At 66.8% G+C, this 17,601-nt stretch carries 24 protein-coding genes; 4 read left to right on the forward strand and 20 right to left on the reverse strand.

Annotated features, from left to right (window positions below):
- Window positions 1-101: 101 nt before the first annotated feature.
- From GAA2_RS17755 to GAA2_RS17805, 11 genes are all read right to left on the reverse strand, one after another.
- The gene (locus GAA2_RS17755; RefSeq protein WP_159404889.1) at window positions 102-278 is read right to left on the reverse strand and encodes a methionine/alanine import family NSS transporter small subunit; all 177 of its coding nucleotides are present in this window, start codon (window positions 276-278) and stop codon (window positions 102-104) included.
- On the reverse strand, window positions 275-1,855 hold the full coding sequence (locus GAA2_RS17760; protein ID WP_159404890.1) for a sodium-dependent transporter: 1,581 nt from the start codon (window positions 1,853-1,855) through the stop codon (window positions 275-277). Before GAA2_RS17760 ends, GAA2_RS17755 begins: the two co-directional genes overlap by 4 nt.
- Window positions 1,856-2,055: 200 nt before the next feature.
- The gene (locus GAA2_RS17765) at window positions 2,056-2,352 is read right to left on the reverse strand and encodes a WXG100 family type VII secretion target (RefSeq protein WP_006434586.1); all 297 of its coding nucleotides are present in this window, start codon (window positions 2,350-2,352) and stop codon (window positions 2,056-2,058) included.
- 29 nt (window positions 2,353-2,381) lie between these two features.
- Window positions 2,382-2,702, reverse strand: a complete 321-nt coding sequence (locus GAA2_RS17770; protein ID WP_006434587.1) for a WXG100 family type VII secretion target — start codon at window positions 2,700-2,702, stop codon at window positions 2,382-2,384.
- Window positions 2,703-2,817: 115 nt separating this feature from the next.
- Window positions 2,818-3,624 carry an ESX secretion-associated protein EspG gene (locus GAA2_RS17775; protein WP_024497758.1) on the reverse strand — a complete coding sequence of 269 codons (807 nt, stop codon included), beginning with the start codon at window positions 3,622-3,624 and terminating at the stop codon, window positions 2,818-2,820.
- Window positions 3,621-4,685 carry a PPE domain-containing protein gene (locus tag GAA2_RS17780; protein WP_024497757.1) on the reverse strand — a complete coding sequence of 355 codons (1,065 nt, stop codon included), beginning with the start codon at window positions 4,683-4,685 and terminating at the stop codon, window positions 3,621-3,623. The genes GAA2_RS17775 and GAA2_RS17780 overlap by 4 nt, the downstream gene beginning before the upstream one ends.
- 85 nt (window positions 4,686-4,770) lie before the next feature.
- Entirely contained in the window at window positions 4,771-5,082 is a 312-nt protein-coding gene (locus tag GAA2_RS17785) for a PE family protein (protein ID WP_024497756.1), read from the reverse strand.
- Window positions 5,079-6,428 carry a hypothetical protein gene (locus GAA2_RS17790; protein WP_159404891.1) on the reverse strand — a complete coding sequence of 450 codons (1,350 nt, stop codon included), beginning with the start codon at window positions 6,426-6,428 and terminating at the stop codon, window positions 5,079-5,081. Before GAA2_RS17790 ends, GAA2_RS17785 begins: the two co-directional genes overlap by 4 nt.
- On the reverse strand, window positions 6,425-6,733 hold the full coding sequence (locus tag GAA2_RS17795) for a type VII secretion target (RefSeq protein WP_006434592.1): 309 nt from the start codon (window positions 6,731-6,733) through the stop codon (window positions 6,425-6,427). The genes GAA2_RS17790 and GAA2_RS17795 overlap by 4 nt, the downstream gene beginning before the upstream one ends.
- Before the next feature lie 58 nt (window positions 6,734-6,791).
- Complete coding sequence (locus GAA2_RS17800) at window positions 6,792-7,106, reverse strand: YbaB/EbfC family nucleoid-associated protein (RefSeq protein ID WP_006434593.1); 315 nt, start codon at window positions 7,104-7,106, stop codon at window positions 6,792-6,794.
- Window positions 7,107-7,114: 8 nt separating this feature from the next.
- Window positions 7,115-7,498 carry a hypothetical protein gene (locus GAA2_RS17805; RefSeq protein ID WP_024497754.1) on the reverse strand — a complete coding sequence of 128 codons (384 nt, stop codon included), beginning with the start codon at window positions 7,496-7,498 and terminating at the stop codon, window positions 7,115-7,117.
- A gap of 396 nt (window positions 7,499-7,894) precedes the next feature.
- Here GAA2_RS17805 and GAA2_RS17810 point away from each other — a divergent pair, with 396 nt between their 5' ends.
- Window positions 7,895-9,424: a MinD/ParA family protein gene (locus GAA2_RS17810; protein ID WP_159404892.1), complete on the forward strand. Its 1,530-nt coding sequence runs from the start codon at window positions 7,895-7,897 to the stop codon at window positions 9,422-9,424.
- 9 nt (window positions 9,425-9,433) lie between these two features.
- Here the strand turns inward: GAA2_RS17810 and GAA2_RS17815 are convergent, their stop codons facing one another.
- Window positions 9,434-10,105, reverse strand: coding sequence for a DedA family protein (locus GAA2_RS17815; protein ID WP_159404893.1), 672 nt, complete (start codon window positions 10,103-10,105; stop codon window positions 9,434-9,436).
- 190 nt (window positions 10,106-10,295) lie between these two features.
- Between GAA2_RS17815 and GAA2_RS17820 the strand changes: the two genes are divergently transcribed.
- The 3 genes from GAA2_RS17820 to GAA2_RS17830 are packed head-to-tail and all read left to right on the forward strand — an operon-like array spanning window position 10,296 to window position 12,587.
- Window positions 10,296-11,366 carry an alpha/beta fold hydrolase gene (locus GAA2_RS17820; protein ID WP_191834493.1) on the forward strand — a complete coding sequence of 357 codons (1,071 nt, stop codon included), beginning with the start codon at window positions 10,296-10,298 and terminating at the stop codon, window positions 11,364-11,366.
- Window positions 11,367-11,414: 48 nt separating this feature from the next.
- Window positions 11,415-11,921, forward strand: a complete 507-nt coding sequence (locus GAA2_RS17825) for a hypothetical protein (protein WP_159404895.1) — start codon at window positions 11,415-11,417, stop codon at window positions 11,919-11,921.
- 60 nt (window positions 11,922-11,981) lie between these two features.
- Entirely contained in the window at window positions 11,982-12,587 is a 606-nt protein-coding gene (locus GAA2_RS17830; RefSeq protein ID WP_159404896.1) for a TM2 domain-containing protein, read from the forward strand.
- A 141-nt stretch (window positions 12,588-12,728) separates the two neighbouring features.
- On the opposite strand, the gene truA is transcribed toward GAA2_RS17830, so the two are convergent.
- From truA to infA, 8 genes are all read right to left on the reverse strand, one after another.
- On the reverse strand, window positions 12,729-13,604 hold the full coding sequence (truA, locus tag GAA2_RS17835; protein WP_191835022.1) for a tRNA pseudouridine(38-40) synthase TruA: 876 nt from the start codon (window positions 13,602-13,604) through the stop codon (window positions 12,729-12,731).
- 19 nt (window positions 13,605-13,623) lie between these two features.
- Window positions 13,624-14,208 carry a 50S ribosomal protein L17 gene (gene rplQ / locus GAA2_RS17840; RefSeq protein ID WP_159404897.1) on the reverse strand — a complete coding sequence of 195 codons (585 nt, stop codon included), beginning with the start codon at window positions 14,206-14,208 and terminating at the stop codon, window positions 13,624-13,626.
- Between the two features lie 83 nt (window positions 14,209-14,291).
- Window positions 14,292-15,344, reverse strand: a complete 1,053-nt coding sequence (locus GAA2_RS17845) for a DNA-directed RNA polymerase subunit alpha (RefSeq protein WP_005197582.1) — start codon at window positions 15,342-15,344, stop codon at window positions 14,292-14,294.
- Window positions 15,345-15,433: 89 nt separating this feature from the next.
- The gene (rpsD, locus tag GAA2_RS17850; protein WP_005197585.1) at window positions 15,434-16,039 is read right to left on the reverse strand and encodes a 30S ribosomal protein S4; all 606 of its coding nucleotides are present in this window, start codon (window positions 16,037-16,039) and stop codon (window positions 15,434-15,436) included.
- 24 nt (window positions 16,040-16,063) lie between these two features.
- Window positions 16,064-16,471, reverse strand: coding sequence for a 30S ribosomal protein S11 (gene rpsK / locus GAA2_RS17855; protein WP_004023536.1), 408 nt, complete (start codon window positions 16,469-16,471; stop codon window positions 16,064-16,066).
- Window positions 16,471-16,839: a 30S ribosomal protein S13 gene (gene rpsM, locus GAA2_RS17860; RefSeq protein WP_006360180.1), complete on the reverse strand. Its 369-nt coding sequence runs from the start codon at window positions 16,837-16,839 to the stop codon at window positions 16,471-16,473. Before rpsM ends, rpsK begins: the two co-directional genes overlap by 1 nt.
- A 212-nt stretch (window positions 16,840-17,051) precedes the next feature.
- Window positions 17,052-17,165 carry a 50S ribosomal protein L36 gene (rpmJ, locus tag GAA2_RS17865; protein ID WP_005207978.1) on the reverse strand — a complete coding sequence of 38 codons (114 nt, stop codon included), beginning with the start codon at window positions 17,163-17,165 and terminating at the stop codon, window positions 17,052-17,054.
- Between the two features lie 119 nt (window positions 17,166-17,284).
- Window positions 17,285-17,506: a translation initiation factor IF-1 gene (infA, locus tag GAA2_RS17870; protein WP_005170487.1), complete on the reverse strand. Its 222-nt coding sequence runs from the start codon at window positions 17,504-17,506 to the stop codon at window positions 17,285-17,287.
- Between the last annotated feature and the right edge of the window lie 95 nt (window positions 17,507-17,601).

Genomic DNA, 17,601 nt, shown 5'->3' on the forward strand with positions numbered 1-17,601 from the left:
GTGACGCGCATCGCAGCTCATCCAGGCCAGTTGACCGGAGGCTGATCGTACGCCGAGCGCAGGTGGGACCACCAGGCCCGACTGAGCTCAGCCGTTGCGGTTCAGGTGTCGCGGAACGGGTGCGGCTGCGCTGCGCGTTCCTCGTCGTCGCGCACGAGGTCGGGATCCTCGAACAGATCCACCTCGGAGCGACGGTTCAGGAAGATGATGCTCGCGACCAGCCCTCCCCACACGATCCCGATGGAGACGAGGAGCATGACGATGGCGACACCACTCATCGGAGGGCCTCCTCGGTGGGATTGGGGGCGGCGCCGCGGACACCGTCCGGCAGTGGTGGCCACGGCAGGAAATCGGGTTCGTCGCGGCCCTTCCACGACGGCAGGGTCAGGGCGACGGCAGCGATGACGATCAAGGCGATGGTGCCCCACCCGAAGACGCTGATGTACCAGGTGGGATACCCCTCGTACCCTTCGTCGATCACCGACCAGACCTTCTGGACGAGCATGATCGTCAGGAAGATCGGCGCGACCACACCGACCAGCCCGAGCCAGATCTTGCCGACCTTGAACGTCGACACCGCATTCAGGTGGTGGCGCAGCATGTCGCCGCGTCGCAGCACCCAGATCAGGATGATCGTCATCAGGATCGCCGAGGAGACCACGCCGACGTTGTTGGCGAACATGTCGACGGTGTCGAGGGCGATGAGGCCCGAAGTGGTCGAGAACAACCCGACCGAGATGAGACCGCACACCACGGACACGCCGACCGCGGCCTTGGTCCGGGACAGGCCCCACTTCTCTTGCAGCGCACTCGACACGCCGATCATCAACGAGATCAACGACGTGAACCCGGCGATGACCAGCGAGCCGAAGAACAGCGCACCGAAGAACGCGGCGCCGGGCATCTCCGAGATGACCGCCGGGAACGTCACGAAGGACAGGATCGGTCCGGTGAGACCCTCGAGGTCGGACACGGCGACCTGCTGCTGGTAGGCGAGGAAGCCGAGCGCGGAGAAGACGCCGATGCCGGCGAGGATCTCGAACGAGGAGTTCGCGAATGCGACCACGAGACCGGAGCTGGTCATGTTCGCCTTACGCCGCTGGAACGACGCGTAGGCGATCATGATCCCGAAGGCAATCGACAGCGAGAAGAAGATCTGGCTGTACGCCGCGATCCACACGTCGAGGTCCTTCAACGCCGCCCACTGCGGGGTGAACAGGGCATTGAGGCCGTCGACGGCACCGGGCAGCGTGAGAGCGCGGATCACCAGCCCCGCGAAGCCGACGAAGAGCAGCGGGATGAAGACGACGTTGACCTTCTCGATGCCGTTCGCGACGCCCAGCATCAGCACGGCGAGCACGGCCAGCCACACGACGATCAGCGGTAACGCGACGCCGCCGACGATGGTCGTGGAGACCCCGGGGTCGCCGACCTTCAGGTACTCGCCGGTGAAGAAGGCCGCGGGATCGTCGCCCCAGCTCTGATCGAACGAGAAGAAGAAGTAGCTCAGGGCCCACGCGATGACCGCCGCGTAATAGACACCGATGACGAACAGCAGGCCGGTCTGGAACCAACCGAGGACCTCGGCCGGCTTCTTGATCCGCCGAAAGGACAACGGCGCGGTGCCGCGGAAACGATGACCTACTGCGTAGTCGAGGAACAGCACCGGGATGCCCGCGGTGAGTAGGGCGACCAGATACGGGATGAGGAATGCCCCACCACCACTCTCGTAGGCCACGCCGGGGAACCGCCAGATGTTGCCGAGCCCCACCGCCGATCCGATTGCGGCGAAGATGAAGCCGGAATTCCGGGTGAAGGACTCCCGGGGCTCTCCGGCGGCGTTCGCAGATGCCACTGCTACCTCCTCGTCGGGCGCTGAGTCCTCGAGACACGGGTGCCCCGACGACCGTCGGATTCCGACGCTATCGCACCCACCCGTCACGCGGGCCCGTTGACGTCGGCCTGTCGGAATGCCGTCGACGGATGCTCCCCGATGAGCAGAGACGACAACGGGAACCCCGCGGGATGACCGCGGAGTCCCCGTCGGCGTGTCGATCAGGCGAGCGAGCGGAACCCGCTGGCGATCGAGGAGTCGGTGTCCGACATGATGCGGCTCGCGTTGCTGACGCCGGACTGCAGCGACTGCAGCGACTCCCGCGACTGCGTGAAGATGCGGTCGAAGTTCATCTGTGCGTCGAGGTAGGCCGCCTTCGCCTCAGCCGAACTCCAGTTGCCGTCGAGCGCGGCGATCTGGTTCTTGAGCTGCGTGTTGAGAGCGTCGAGCTCACTGAATGCCCGCTGCAGTCCGCCACTGAGGTCACCGAGTGCCGCGAAATCGTAGTTGATGGTCATGGAAGTCCCTTTCGAAGAGGCGAAGCAGGTCAGACGGTGATGTTGAGGCCACCGGCTGCGGCGGCGTCCTGGTCCTCGTAGCCGGTGAAGCCGTTGGTCAGCTGGGCCTTGATCTGATCGAGGAGCTGGTTCATCGTGTTCGCGGCCTTGTTCCAGTCGGTGTGTGTGCCGTCGAATGCCACGCCCGCCTTGCCTTGCCACGTCGGCGTCGCGTTCGACGCGTGCTTCGCGATGACGTCGATCGTTTCTTTCATATCGGCGACGATCCCGCCGACGCCGGCCGCGGTGGCCTGGCCCTCCGCGACATCGACCTTCACACCGGGGCCACTGGCACCTGGCAGATTCAGCATGAGTTGTCCTCCTGTGTAACGGCACCGTTTGGCGATGCCCCCGTTGGTATCCGTGACACAGATACCCCTGACAGTTGTCTCTCGCGGTGTGGACCGCGAGATCCCCCGATGCGGATCATGTCGACCACGTCCCGCCCGGGAGGGTCTCGATCAGCAGGCGCACGGCCTGCGCGATCCGATGACCCGAACCCGGTGAGAGGGTGGTCCACACCCGACCGTCCGGAGACTTACTGGGACTCGACACGATCCGCCCCCGGGCGGTGTCGAAAACGGCTAGGGCCCCAGAAGATTGGGAGAATCGTCCGTCCTCGTTCGAGGAGGCGACGATCTCGGTGCGCACCCGGCAGGATGCGAATGCCGAGGAGATGACGACGGCATCGGCCAGCGGCACGCCGAGCGTGTACAGAGCGTCGGTGACCTCGGTACCCGTGCCACTCCGTCCGAGGCTGTCGACGAGTTCGTCGGTGGGTACCGAGAACGAGGTGAACTCGCATGCAGCGGCGTCGTCGAACCGGGAGCGCACGATGTCGGCCACCGCGTCGAGGTCGGCGAGCTCGACGACGGCCAGGTCGAGCCGTTCGCCGGAACGTTCGGCCAGAACATGCTCATAACCCCTGCGTGCCAGGCACATTCGGCGAACACCGGTATCGGTGAAGGAACGGATCTCGATCTCACGTTGCGGCCGGGAGAGGACGCGGAGAACCGTGGCCAGCCACGGGACGGGCTCGTCGTGGTCCACCAGGCCGAGGGCGGCGATGGCCGCATCGCTCTCGCGGTCGGCCACATGCTGCGCGGACTCGTCCTCAGCACCGACGGGCATGTCGAGCACCACCGGCCAGGTCTGCACGCCGAAGCGATCCCCGAGGCGAAGGAGCACAGCCGCGTCGAGCGCGACGGCGTCGTCGTGAGTCGTCGGCATCATGCGCGGTCCCCGTGATCACCGAGGAACAATGTCTCCGCCAGATACCGCGGATCGACCTTCGAAGACTCGGAGACCGGCGCCGAGACATAGTGGGCTGCAGGATGATCGGAGGTTTCGACGTCGGCCCAGGTGCGCGGGGCGTCAAGGCCGTCCGACGCACGTGCGAGGCCATCGCCGGGATCGGACGACTCGGAGTCGACGGAGACGCTGCGGATGGTGGCGCCACGATCGCCGGCGGCCGCCGTTCCGGGCGCCATCGGTGGCGGCACACCGGCCCCCGGCGTGGTCGCCGTACTCGCGGATGCCGCAACGGGAGTCGCAGACGGGGGTCCAGCACTCGCCACGACCGTCGGCGCGTAGCGGAGCTTTTCCGCGGGCGGCGCGTACGAGCCGGACATCACACCCGTCATCGGCGCGCTCGGAGGCGTCATCGGTGGCGTGACCTCGGCTCGCGCCCCGGCCCGAGCTGCGGCGGCCTGCTCGGAAGCAAGCGCCTCGCCGGACACCAGGTCGGGAGCCCGGCGCGAAGACGGCCAGGGTTTGCCCACCGGTTCCGTCGCGTTCTCGTACGTCTGCATGACCCGGGCTGCGCGCATACGTTGCTGTGCGACAGCACGTTCGGCCTCCGCCGCGGCCCCGGCGATGATCGGCGCGACCGCGGTTGCGCTGGTGGCGATCTCGTGGAGCTTCGTCGCCACCTCGACCTCGGCGAGGTTGGGCATGTTCAGGCGCGCGACGGTGGTCGCAGCTGCCTGCGCCTCCGCACGCAGGGCATTCTCCGCAGCCTCGGCGGCGGTGTCGGCGAACCACGGAGCCAGCTCCGTGAGTTTCTCGAACGCCGCACTGGTGTGTGCGGACTGCCAGTGCACACCCATTCGCGCGAGTACCGCAGCGTAGTCGATCCCGGCCTCGCCGATCTCGGTCGCGAGCGACGCCCACGCCGACCCGGCTTCCGCCAGTGGCGCGGGACCCGGCCCGGCCCCGAGGTCGGCGGCAAGTTGTCCGCTCGTACGCGCGTCCCAGTTGACGCCGGTGAAGCCTGCTCCGGTCGTGCTGGTCATGGTCCCTCCCCTCTGCTGGTCCACGAGTCTGGTGCGATGTCCGAGTCGACTGCCGCGGTGGCGGCGGTCGGTCAGGTATGTGGGTTCACGCCTCGGTCTTGAATGCGGCGGCGGCCTCGGCTTCACCCTCGATGAATCCGGACGCCTGCGCCCGGAGCAGGGCGGCGATCTTGCGAAGCTCGAGAATGCCGGTCGCCGTGTCCTTCTCGAACTCCCGGGCCACCGAGGTGAAACTGGCCGCGGTTGCGGTCGACACCTCATCCCGACCCTGGGCGTGAACCGCGAGCTTCGGCCCCGCACCGTTGAGAGCCAGTTCCAGCCGATCCGCGATCTTGTCGAGATCACCTGCAGCCGAGAACAATGCGTCGGGCTCTACGCGAAGTTGTGTGTTGCTCATACTTCCTCGTCTCGTGTCAGACCGGGCACGCCCAGCCGTAGCTCGATGTCCGGACCGGAATCGGTGTCGGCCGTCTCGTCGTGGCCGATGACCGCGGGTGCGACCTCGGGATCTTCACCGACCACCGCGCGCCCGTTGTCCTCGGTGACCAGATAATCGGGCACGCTGTGCTGCCCCTCGGACGCACCTGCTCCACGCGCTCCGGCTCCGGCTGCGCCCATCGGCGCCCCGCCCATCGGCATCGCCGCCGGCGTCGTCGCGACCCGAGTCGCCGCCGGCGACCCCATCGCAGGCTCGCCGACGCCGAAACTGGTCGGCACCGTCGGACGGGAAGCGCTCAGCGGCGCCATGATGCCGCCGACTCCGCCGATTCCGCCGCCACCACCGCCTCCGCCCCCTCCGCCGCCGCCTCCGGCGGCCTTGGCCTTGGTGAGCGGGATTCCGGCCGGGCCGACGATCGCCGAATCGGGATTGACGCCGAGCATCTTGCTGATCGGCTGCATCAACGAGGACGGGAGTTCGGCGGCAGTGGACACCGCCGGGGAGACCACGTCGAGGACCGAGCCGGCCAGGGCGAACGGGGACTGCCCGGCACCTGCGGTGGGCGCGCCGGTGACCGCGACGGGCGCCCCGTTCGCGGTCATGGCCGTCGTGGGAGCGAGGAGCTCTGCCCGGGTCACCGCGACCGCCGCGGTGGCCAGTTCCAGCCCGGCCCCGGCGACCACCGCCGCCGTACTGAGCCCGACCGCGATCGCCGGACTCATGATGACGGGGACCAGAGCCGAGATCTTGGCGACCGTGGCGGCGACGATTCCCTGGACGACGGCCAACCCCTTCGCGACGATGGCGGCGGCGGTCTTGGTGTCGATCGAGATGCCGGATCCCTGGGCTGCCAGGGCCGTGCTGTTCGTTCCGGCCTCGGCAGTCTTGGTGGCCGCACCGACCGCACCCTGGCCCGACCACAGCTGATCGGCGAGCTTGAGTGCGCCCTGCCCCATCGTCATCGACGTCTCGAGCACCTTGGTGAGGCTGTCGAAGATGATCGTCGGGTCGAATCCGGCACCGTTGAGATCACCGCTGCCGAACCCACCGAGCAGGTCGGTGATCGGCTTGATGAACATGTCCAGGTTCGGTGGCTGTATCGGTGGCAGACCCGGCATCGGCGGCAACGGCGGCAGTGCGGGGAGGGGCGGAAGTCCCAGTCCCCCGAGCACATCCGCAACCGTGCGGTCGAGGATCGGTCCCAGCGGACTGGCGTCGATCATCTCCTGCACCGTCATGTGGTTCAGTGCAGGCACGTCCGGGACGCCGGGCAGCGGGCCTGGCCACGGAGGGATCGGGGTCACAGCACCGAGCGGATCGCCGCGGCGGTCGCCGCGTCGGTGCCCTCGTACTCGGCGAGACCTGCCACCGTGGAGGCGGCGGTCGCGGCGTGTACCGCGGCGAGCTGTCCGACCGACATCAGGTGATTGGCCTGAGCCACGATGAACGACGCGAGGAACTCCTGACCGATGAGGCCGAACACCGGGACCATCGCAGCCGTGTTGGCGGCGGCGTCGATCGACCCGGCCGTTCCGATGGCGGACGCCATGGCCGCATTCGTCGCCGCGAAGCCTTCGAGCGCTTCGGATGTCACTTTCACGTTTGTCATCACAACCCCCTCGTGAGTGCAAGTCTTTCTCGGTCGGCCACCTGTCGGCCGGTCGGTGTCATTCACCCGCCGGACGCGCACCGAGCATGTCGCCGAACGATTCGTTGAAGTCCTCGGTCACGGCCGCCACGCGGGCGTAGACCCGTTGTGCGGCAAGAGCCGAAGTCGCCACGATCTGCTCACCCAGCCGTGCGGCGCCGAGTTCGTTCGCGCCACGCTCGAGGCGAAGATCGATCAGGGCCCCCTTCGCGTCGACCTCGGCGGTCACCAGACCGTCGGCCGAGGTCACCGCCACCGTGATCGCCTCGAGGTTCTCCTGGAAAGATCGCAGTCCGTCCAGCTGACGGGCGGCACGCGCCTCGAGTTCGTCCATGGCCCAGCTCATCGGCGCAACCACGACGTCATGGCGTCGGCTTCCTCGTCGTCACGCTCTTCGGCCGCGGACAGATCCTCCGGACGCGGCAGCTTCATCTCGTTGACGAGATCGCGATCGACTCCGGCCGCGAGCAGGTTCTCCCGCAACCGGATTCCGGCCGACATCGCGGCCTGCTTGCACAGGCGCAGGATGTCAGCAGCCAGCAGTTCGGGATGTTTGTCGAGTTCGGTGGACGCGATGTGCACGGCAACCGGCAGACCTTGGGCCGTTGTCCGGACGGCCAGGCCACCAGATCGCGAACGTGCTTGTGAGAACTGATGCACAGGCGCCCACGGATCGTCGTCGCGCGCGTCATCGGCATACGTTGCCGTCTCATCGGTGTAGCTCATCGAAGCCGAACCCCCCTTCACGCCGAATTAGACGCAGACGGGGTTCCTCCCGGTTCCATCGAATTTTCGTTCGACGAAGCCACCTCCCAGATACGGTCACCGCGTCATGCATCACCATGACCACGGTGCCGCCCCGCCTCGCACCTGGGATTCAAGTGCCTGATCCTGCCACAATCCGATCAACGCCACCACACGCCGAATCCGATATCTCGAACCCAGGTGTGAGACGAACTGTGGATCTCGTCCGAAATCCTCTCACACCCTTGGGTACACTCTCGTCGACGCTGCCGGAGTCGATCACAGTGCAAGCAGATCCTCGCATGCCGCCGGTGATCATGCTCGCGCACGGATCACCGCTCGCCCGGTCGGCCCGGCCGCAAGACCAGAGGATTCCCGATGACGTACGAGAACTCGACGCCGAACGGCGCCGACGCGCCGGCACCACCGCCGTGGCTGCAGTTCGCACCGCCTCCCCCGGAGGCCGCACCGGCTCCGCAACCACCGTCGGCACCGGCGCCACCGCCCTCGTCGAAAGACGGCCTAGACACCGCTTTACCGCCGATCCCCGGCCACACCCAGCCGAAGGCCACGGCGCCGCCCGGCCACGACGCACCGCGTCCACCCGAGACGAATCCCGCTGGCCGCACCACGCCCGCGACCGCCGGTCGGTACACGCCACCGCCGGTTCCGCCCGCGCCCGAGCCGGGCCGGTTCCCCGCTACGAATCCGGCAGCCGACCCGTACACGCCTCCGCCCGGACCGCCCATCCACGCCGGGCCCACTCCCCCGTTCGACCAGTCATCCCCACCGGCACCTCACCTGCCTCCGTCGTTCCCGGAGTCCGGAGCCCACGTCCCGGCCCGCCCCGCCGGCCCGCCGATGGTGAACAGTCAGATGCCGCCGGGACAGTTCGGCCCGGGCACCGGCCCCGCACCCGCATATCCGGGTCAGCCGATGCCTGCGGGTTACGGCCCGCCACCGGGCGGACCGTCGCTGGACGAGGTCGCATTGATCCGCAAGGCGCGTCGTGCACCGAGCCGCGGATGGCGACGAGCGGTCCACACCCTGTCGGCCGGCGCCATCAACCCCGGTGAGTCACAGGGCGACATCGCCCATCAGCAGCTCCTCGAACGCGTGAACCGGCCCGTGCGGGGCGACTATCGGATCGCGGTGCTGTCGCTGAAGGGCGGCGTCGGCAAGACGACGACCACCGTCGGCCTCGGCTCGACCTTCGCGTCCCTGCGCGGTGACCGGGTGATCGCCGTCGACGCCAACCCCGACCTCGGCACGCTCGCCCAGCGGATCCCGCAGCAGACGCGGTCCACGGTCCGCGATCTGCTCGCCGATCAGAACGTGTACCGCTACTCCGATGTCCGGGCTCACACATCCCAGGCACCTAGCCGCCTGGAAGTGCTTGCCTCCGAACGTGATCCGGCGGTGGCCGAGGCGTTCAACGAGGAGGAGTACCGCGGGGTCGTCACCATCCTCCAGCGGTTCTACAACATCATCATCACCGACTGCGGCACCGGTCTGAGCCACTCGGCGATGAACGGTGTCCTCGACCTCGCCAACACGATCATCCTGGTCAGCTCGCCGGCGCTCGACGGTGCACGCAGCGCCGGTGCGACCCTGGACTGGCTCGAGGCCCACGGTTTCGGGCACCTCGTGTCGCGGGCCGTCGTTGTGCTGAGTTCGTCGCGTCCCGGGTCGTCGACCATCGACACCGATCAGCTGGGCCAGCACTTCCTGACCAGGTGCCGTGCGGTCCACAAGATCCCGTTCGACGACCATCTCGCGGAGGGCGCCGACGTCGACCTCGAGCTGATGTCGAAGGACGCCAAGCGGTCGTTCGTCGAGCTCGCGGCCACCATCGCCGACGATTTCTCGGGTACCACGCTGCCGCGGGAAGATCCCTACCTCGGATAGATCGGGGTCTCACGTCGCTTCTGGCGGGACCTGTTTCTCCGACGGGGCCGAGTCCACCGGCACGACGGCGCGTTGCCGTCGTCGCGTCTCCCGCCAGCGCCGCGCCGCGTGCACGAACATCGGCACCACGACCGTGAAAACAGATCCGATGATGAGGATCTCGATGTTGTCGCGGACGACCGGCACGTTGCCGAGCAGGTAGCCCGCCAGGATTATCCCGCCCGCCCAGACGAAGCTACCCAGAACGCTGAACAGCGTGAACACACGGTGCGACATCCCGCTGAAGCCCGCGACGAGTGGCGTCAGCGTTCGGACGATCCCGATGAACCGGCCGAAAAACACCGTCAGCGGACCGAATCGGTCGAAGAAGGCGTTGGTCTTCACCACATATTCGGGACCGATGCTCCGCATCATCCGGCCCTCGACGACACCGCGACCCAGCCGTCGACCGATGAGGTAGCCGCACTGGTCCCCCGCCACCGCGGCCAGCGCCACCAGGGGAATGACCAGCCAGACCGGTGCGAACGGGTCGGGTTGCGCGGCGAAGACACCCGCGGTGAACAGGAGCGAGTCACCGGGGAAGACGACACCGACCAGCAATCCGGTCTCGACGAAGACCAGGACGCACAGACCGACCAGGCCACCGGTGGCCACGAAGGATTCGACATCGAACGGATTCATCAGCGCCAACAGTAGTGGTTCGCGCAGGTGAGACGGTTGTTCGGACCGGACCAACAGATGAATTCCGGTGGAGGTCCGGGCGACGGCCGGCCTGGTCATCCGTCCCACTCACATACCGGCGCGCGACCTCCCACGAGATGGGGTTTACTCGAGGAAAGCAGCACACCTCGAGCAAGAAGGGGGAACCACAGTGCAGTCCAAGACCCCCGGTCCGTCGAAGACACCAGGCCCGTCCTTGCGACCCGTCACCGACACCGACGTCCGCGTCGAGTACCACACGATCCACGGCTACCGTCGCGCCTACCGGATCGCCGGCAGCGGTCCCGCCCTGCTGCTCATCCACGGCATCGGCGACAACTCGTCGACGTGGGATGAGGTCATCCCGATCCTGGCCCAGCACTACACGGTCATCGCGCCGGATCTCCTCGGCCACGGCCTTTCCGACAAACCCCGGGCCGACTACTCGGTCCCGGCTTTCGCCAACGGGATGCGCGATCTCCTCGTCGTCCTGGGGCACTCCAAGGTCACCGTCGTCGGGCACTCACTCGGCGGCGGTGTGGCGATGCAGTTCTGCTATCAGTTCCCGCGGTTCGTCGAGCGCCTGGTCCTCGTCGCCGCCGGCGGCGTGACCAGGGAGGTCAACCCCGCCCTGCGCCTGATCTCCCTACCAGTCGTCCACCAGGCCCTGTCGGCACTCCGAATCCCGGGCGTCGTACCCGGACTCCGGGCCGCCGCGAAGGCCGCCGCGGCCGCCCCGGTACTCCCGTTCGCGCCGGCGAGCACCACACCCAGGCGCCTTCTCGCCGATCACGAGGACCTGATGCGCGTCCTGGGCGGCCTCGCCGACCCGACGGCATGTTCGGCGTTCCTGCGAACACTGCGAGCCGTGGTCGACTGGCGCGGACAGTCGGTCACGATGCTCGACCGCAGCTACCTCACCGAACGCCTCCCCGTGCTGCTCGTATGGGGTGACGAGGACATCGTCATCCCGTATCACCACGCCGAACTCGCGCATTCGGCGATTCCGCACTCCGAACTCGAAACCTTTGTCGGCTCCGGACATTTCCCGTTCCACGACGATCCGGAACGCTTCTGCCGAGTGGTCATCGACTTCATCTCGCGGCACGAGCCCATCGTGTTCGACCCGCTGAACTGGCGTCATCTGATGTCCGAGGGAGCACATCCCGAGCAGTTCACCGGCGACGAGGACACGGTCGAGGAGGTACTCGAGGCGTTCGAAGACGAACGCAATGCGACCTGAGCGAGCACACCGCCGTCCCGTGTCGGAGGTCTGTGCCACCATGGGTCCATGACCTACCCGGGTGGCGGGCCCGACGGCACCACGCCGTTCCCGCACCAACGTTCCGAGTACGACTCGAGCCCCGGTTTCGCCGTGCCCGGCTACGGTGCGCCACAGTCGGATCCGACTCAGTACCAGTACGGCGCGGCACCGATCCCCGAGCAACCGCTCGTCGTGATCGGCGACATCACGTGCACCCAGAACTTCGTCATCACGCCTTCGGGCACCTGTCCGATCTCCGGTACCCAGTGGACCGTCACCGACATGTCCGTGTCGACCGAACGGATGTCACAGACCGGTCTGGTACTGGCCATCGTGGGGTTCTTCATGGTGTGCTTTCTCAGCCTGCTGTTCCTGCTGATGAAGGAACGCAGTACCAGCGGCTACATCCAGGTGATCGTGCGCGGCGCGGGCGGCTTCCTGCACGTCACCAACATCCCGGCGTTTTCGCCGGTCACCATGGGTGACGTCTCGGGTCGCGTCAACTACGCCCGCACGCTGGCCGCGATGGCCTGACCGCACGACCACCGAGCACGCTCGACACCACGCAGGACCACACCGAGGAGGACGACCCCGATGACCAGTCCGGAGAACCCCGGAGACAAGCCGTGCGACCCGTTCGTGAAACAGCCCCCGCCTGCGGAGACCTCCCAGAACGGCGGCCCGGCCCACGGCACCGACCCCAACGCGGGATACGCGGGACCGCCGTCTCCCGGCGCGCCCGAGGGTTACCAGTCACCGCAGGGGTATGACGCCCAGCAGCAGTACGGCACCCCGCCGCAGTACGGTTCCGCTCAATACGGAGCACCCCAGTACGGAGCACCTCAGTACGGTGCACCCCAGTACGGGGCACCGGCTGGCTACGGATATCCCGGCGCACCGGACCCCACCGCTCCGTACGGTCGCGATCCCGCGACCGGCGAACCGCTGTCGGACAAGTCGAAGCTCGTCGCGGGTCTGCTCCAGATCTTCCTCGGCTCGCTCGGCGTCGGCCGCTTCTACATCGGCGACAACACCATCGGCGGTATCCAGCTCGGCCTGACCATCATCGGCTACATCACCGCGATCTTCCTGATCGGGTTCGTGCTGATCTTCGGCGTGGCGATCTGGGCTCTCGTCGACGGCATCATGATGCTGACCGGCAGCGTCCGGGACAAGAACGGCCTCAAGCTCGGGAACTGACCCTTCGATACGCCCCTCCGCAAGCTCCGGGGCTACTCAGGGAGCAGTTGTTCACCCTCCCCTCCGCAAGCTCCGGGGCTACTCAGGGAGCAATTGTTCACCCCCCCCAACCTCCGGGGCTACTCAGGAAGCAGGGCTACCTCAGCCGCCGCAGCAACCGGTGGATCCGCGCACGTCGCGGGTCACCGTGTTGCGGGCGGCTAGTTCGTCGTCGGCCGGATAGTCGACGCCAACCAGACACAGTCCGCGGGCCTCCGCCACCGGAACCTGCGGGCTGCGCACCTTCTCCGAGAGTAGTCCTCGACACCAGTCGATGCCGCGCCGGCCGTCGCCGACGCTCGCGACGGCACCCACCAGCGACCGCACCATCGACCAGCAGAACGCATCCGCAGTGACCTCACCGACGAGGACTCCGTCCGGGTCGCGGGTCCACTCGAAACGCTGGAGGTCGCGGATCGTCGTCGCGCCCTCGCGACGACGGCAGAAGGCGGCGAAATCGTTCAGCCCCAACAACTCCGACGACGCGGCATTCATCGTTCGCACATCGAGCGGTCGGCGCCACGTCGCCGTGGTCCGGGCCACCACGGGTTCCGGGCCCCAGCGCGAATCGTCCAGGCGGTACCGGTAGTGGCGTCGTAGCGCGGAGAACCGCGCATCGAATGCGTCAGGTACCACCCGGACTTCTTTCACCCGGATGTCATCCGGGCACATCTTCGCCAGTCGACCGACGAGGGTCGACGGGTCCCCGCCGATCGACCGGGTCTCCAGCGCCGAGGCCGGGATGACGGCGTGCGCGACCTGCCCCGTCGCATGCACACCGGCGTCGGTCCGCCCGGCCACCGTCAGCCGGACCGGCACCCGCAGGATCGTCGACAACCGGGTCTCGAGTTCCTCGCACACACTGCGCTGACCGATCTGCCGTGCCCATCCGGCGAAATCGGTGCCGTCGTAGCCGAGGTCGAAGCGCAGACGACAGAACCCGCCGGCACCGGAATCCGGGCCGACGGGTTCGGTCAGCAGTTCTCGACTCAGTCGACTACTTCTTGTCGTCGTCTGTGTCGGACGAAGCGGGGTCGGTCGCCTCTTCCGCCTCCACGGCGGTGGCGGCGGTCGACTCGTCGTCGACGGCCTCGGCGACAGCTTCGGCGTTGGCGACCTCGGCGTCGGTGGCGTCGGCCTCGACAGCCTCCACCACGTTCTCGGTCTCCGCAGCCTTCTTCGAGGCGGCGACGCGGGTCGCGCGCGAAGCCTCGCTCGACGCGGTGGTCTCGCGCACCAGCTCGATCACGGCCATGGGGGCGTTGTCACCCTTGCGCGGCAGCGTCTTGATGATGCGGGTGTAACCACCGTTGCGATCGGCGAAGAACGGGCCGATCTCGTCGAACAGCGTGTGCACGACGTCCTTGTTGCGGATGTCCTTCAGCACCTCACGACGGTTGGCCAGCTTGCCGGCCTTGGCGTGGGTGATGATCTTTTCCGCGTACGGGCGCAGGCGCTTGGCCTTTGCTTCGGTGGTGGTGATGCGGCCGTGCTCGAAGAGCGAGGTGGCGAGGTTCGCCAGCATCGCTTTCTGGTGGCTGGCCGACCCGCCGAGGCGGGCACCCTTGGTGGGCTTGGGCATTGTCTTCTCCTAGGAGGACTCCCGATCGCTCGAGCGGGAAGTCAGGGTTTGGGCGAGCGTGACAGCTTGCCGCGGCGACGCGACTAGAGCTGTTCGGTTTCGGCGAAATCCTCACCGGAATCGGCGTCGAACGACGCGTCTTCCGACCACGTACCGGTGGCGGGGTCGTAACCGGCGACCTGCGACGGATCGAAGCTGGCCGGACTGTCCTTGAGGGACAGGCCGAGCGCGTGCAGCTTGACCTTGACCTCGTCGATCGACTTCTGGCCGAAGTTGCGGATGTCGAGCAGATCCGACTCGGTCCGGGCAACCAGCTCGCCGACGGTGTGAACACCCTCGCGCTTGAGGCAGTTGTACGAACGGACGGTCAGCTCGAGATCCTCGATCGGCAGGCTGAACGACGCGATGTGGTCGGCCTCCGCCGGAGACGGCCCGATCTCGATGCCCTCGGCCTCGACGTTGAGCTCCCGGGCGAGCCCGAAGAGCTCCACCAGGGTCTTGCCCGCCGACGCCAGCGCGTCACGCGCGCTGATCGAGTTCTTGGTCTCCACGTCGAGCACGAGCCGATCGAAGTCGGTGCGCTGCTCGACACGGGTGGCCTCGACCTTGTAGGTCACCTTGAGCACCGGCGAGTAGATCGAGTCGACCGGGATACGGCCGATCTCGGCACCCGACGCCTTGTTCTGCACGGCCGGCACGTAGCCGCGGCCCCGCTCGACGACGAGCTCGATCTCGAGCTTGCCCTTGTCGTTCAGGGTTGCGATGTGCAGATCGGGGTTGTGCACGGTGACACCGGCCGGGGGCACGATGTCGGCGCCGGTGACGGTGCCCGGACCCTGCTTGCGCACGTACATGGTGACCGGCTCGTCCTCGTCCGAGGAGACCACGAGGCCCTTGAGGTTCAGGATGATGTCGGTGACGTCTTCCTTGACCCCGGGGACGGTGGTGAACTCGTGCAGGACACCGTCGATCCGGATGCTGGTGATCGCAGCACCCGGGATCGAGCTGAGCAGAGTACGACGCAGCGAGTTACCGAGGGTGTAACCGAAGCCCGGCTCGAGCGGTTCGATGACGAACTTCGACCGGTTCTCGGCGATGACTTCCTCGGTGAGGGTGGGTCGCTGTGAGATGAGCATTTCGTTTTCTCCTTTGGCCGCCCGCTATATGACGGCCTCGAGGGTGAACCGAACAGCAGGTAGCTGTCGGGCTGGTCTTGCTCGAGGAACTACTTGGAGTAGAACTCGACGATGAGCTGTTCCTGCAGCGGGACCTCGATCTGAGCGCGCTCGGGCACCGAGTGCACGAGGATGCGCAGGGTCGAGGGCACGACCTGGAGCCAACCCGGGACCGGACGATCGCCGACGAGCTCCTTGGCGATCTGGAACGGGACGGTCTGCAGCGACTTCGGACGGACGTCGATGATGTCGTACTGGCTGACGCGGTAGCTGGGGACGTCGACCTTCACACCGTTGACGGTGAAGTGGCCGTGGCTGACCAGCTGGCGAGCCTGACGACGGGTCCGCGCGATGCCCGAGCGGTACACGACGTTGTCGAGACGGGTCTCGAGCAGCTTCAGCAGTTCGTCACCGGTCTTGCCGGTGCGACGATTCGCCTCCTCGAAGTAGCGACGGAACTGCTTCTCCATCACTCCGTAGGTGAAGCGGGCCTTCTGCTTCTCCTGCAGCTGCAGGAGGTATTCGCTCTCCTTGATCCGCGAGCGGCCGTGCTGGCCGGGCGGGTAGGGGCGACGCTCGAACGCAGCGTCTCCACCGATCAGATCGACGCGAAGACGACGAGACTTCTTAGTTGCGGGGCCGGTATAACGAGCCATGTTTCTCTGTTCCTCCCTTTCCCGCTAGACCCGACGCCGCTTGGGCGGACGGCAACCGTTGTGCGGCTGCGGGGTGACATCGGAAATGGTGCCGACCTCGAGGCCGGCTGCCTGCAGGGAGCGGATGGCGGTCTCGCGACCCGAGCCCGGTCCCTTGACGAACACGTCGACCTTCTTGACGCCGTGTTCCTGGGCCTTGCGCGCAGCGTTCTCGGCCGCGAGCTGAGCCGCGAACGGGGTGCTCTTGCGCGAGCCCTTGAAACCGACGTGGCCCGACGACGCCCAGCTGATGATGTTTCCGCTGGGGTCGCTGATCGACACGATGGTGTTGTTGAACGTCGACTTGATGTGTGCGTGGCCGTGCGGGACGTTCTTCTTATCGCGACGGCGGGTGCCCTTCTTGGGGCCTGCGCTACGTGACTTCGGAGGCATTACTTCTTCTTCCCGGCGATGGTCTTCTTCGGGCCCTTGCGAGTGCGGGCATTGGTCTTGGTGCGCTGTCCACGGACGGGCAGGCCACGACGGTGGCGCAGACCCTGGTAGCAGCCGATCTCGATCTTGCGACGGATATCGGCCTGCACCTCGCGACGCAGGTCACCCTCGACCTTCACCGAGGCTTCGATGTACTCACGCAGCTTCGAGACGTCTGCGTCAGTGAGATCCTTCGCGCGGAGGTCGGGGCTGAGGCCCGTTCCCGCGAGGATCTCCTTGGAGGTGGTGCGTCCAACTCCGTAGATGTAGGTCAGTGCGATCTCCAGCCGCTTTTCGCGGGGGAGATCCACACCAGCAACACGTGCCATGTGGCGGATTTCCTTTTCGATGTCCAGAGGTCTTCTCCCAGTCCGTCCCGTGAGCTGTGTGCGGACCGTGTGTCCACACCTCGCGGGCTCCGGCCTCTGATCCGGAGGTAGGCGGTGACTCGTCTGTCGCCGCTGGTGCTGAGAGGTCTTCTGATATTCGGTTGTCGTTCTTCAGTTGTTCTGACTCAAGCGACCCGGAGGGGTGCGCGTGATCAGCCCTGACGCTGCTTGTGACGCAGGTTCTCGCAGATCACCATGACCCGACCGTTGCGGCGGATCACCTTGCACTTCTCGCAGATCGGCTTGACGCTCGGCTGAACCTTCACGTCAATCTCTCCTGCTCGGCTCGCCCGCGCGCACGCCGAAACGCGGCCGTACACGTGGGTGTCGGTCTCCTCCCAGACGGATGTCGGGGAAGTCTTCTCCCGGCGGCGCCGGGAAAGTCTTACTTGTAGCGGTACACGATCCGCCCACGACCGAGGTCGTAGGGCGAGAGTTCCACGACGACCCGATCCTCGGGCAGGATGCGGATGTAGTGCTGCCGCATCTTGCCGCTGATGTGGGCGAGAACCTTGTGTCCGTTCTCCAGCTCAATACGAAACATCGCATTGGGCAGGGGTTCGATCACTCGACCCTCGACCTCGATGGCCCCGTCTTTCTTCGCCATGTCCTCCGCGATCCTGGCCGTTTCCGCGACACCCGGATGGTGCTGCGTCGTTGGCCCGGTTGAATCAGTGTTTGTCCGTTAGGGTGTGGGCACCG

It is taken from the genome of Gordonia ajococcus (assembly GCF_012974285.1).
Lineage (GTDB): Bacteria > Actinomycetota > Actinomycetes > Mycobacteriales > Mycobacteriaceae > Gordonia > Gordonia amicalis.